This window comes from Bartonella sp. AP57NXGY, from assembly GCF_042195805.1.
Taxonomy (GTDB): Bacteria; Pseudomonadota; Alphaproteobacteria; order Rhizobiales; family Rhizobiaceae; genus Bartonella.
This window is the reverse complement of the sequence record NZ_JBHIOZ010000520.1, coordinates 1-710: the sequence shown is the minus strand read 5'-3', so window position 1 is coordinate 710 and position 710 is coordinate 1. Positions and strand designations below refer to the sequence as shown.

The 710-nt window shown below is 43.9% G+C and carries 1 protein-coding gene; it reads left to right on the top strand.

Features of this window, described 5'->3' with window-relative positions:
- The coding region (locus ACFIL8_RS11800; protein WP_375689970.1) for a YebC/PmpR family DNA-binding transcriptional regulator at nucleotides 1-651 on the top strand (651 nt) is incomplete at its 5' end.
- Nucleotides 652-710 lie beyond the last annotated feature (59 nt).

Sequence of the window (710 nt, the reverse complement as noted above, 5' to 3'; positions counted from 1 at the left end):
ACCGTAGCAGCAAAACAAGGTGCTCCTGATCCAGCCATGAATCCACGTTTAAGGCTGGCTGTTCAAAATGCCAAAGCACAATCGATGCCGAAAGATAATATTGAACGCGCGATTAAAAAAGCGTCAGGCGCCGATGTCGAAAATTATGATGAAGTACGCTATGAGGGTTATGGACCAGGTGGCGTTGCCGTCATTGTTGAAGCTTTAACCGATAACCGCAACCGCACCGCTTCAAATGTGCGCGCCGCCTTCACAAAATCAGGAGGAGCCTTAGGGGAAACAGGATCGGTCAGTTTCATGTTTAATCGGATTGGTGAAATAATCTATAAGCCAGAAGCAGGGACAGCCGATAACATCATGGATGCAGCAATTGAAGCCGGTGCCGAAGATGTGCAATCAGAAGAAACCGGACATCATATTACCTGCGCCTTTGAAGATATTGGTGAAGTTTCCAAAACACTTGAAGCAAAACTTGGTGAAGCAGAATCGATTAAAACGATTTGGAAAGCCACCACCCTTGCACCAATAGATGAAGAAAAAGCTTTGTCCGTTTTACGGCTGATTTCAACATTAGAAGAAGATGATGATGTGCAAAATGTTTATGCCAATTTTGATGTCAGTGATGAGATTTTGGCAAAATTGTCTGTATAATTCCCATCATTTGCATAAGCCCTCTCTTCATGCATGAGGGCTTCAAAAGCATCTGTCAC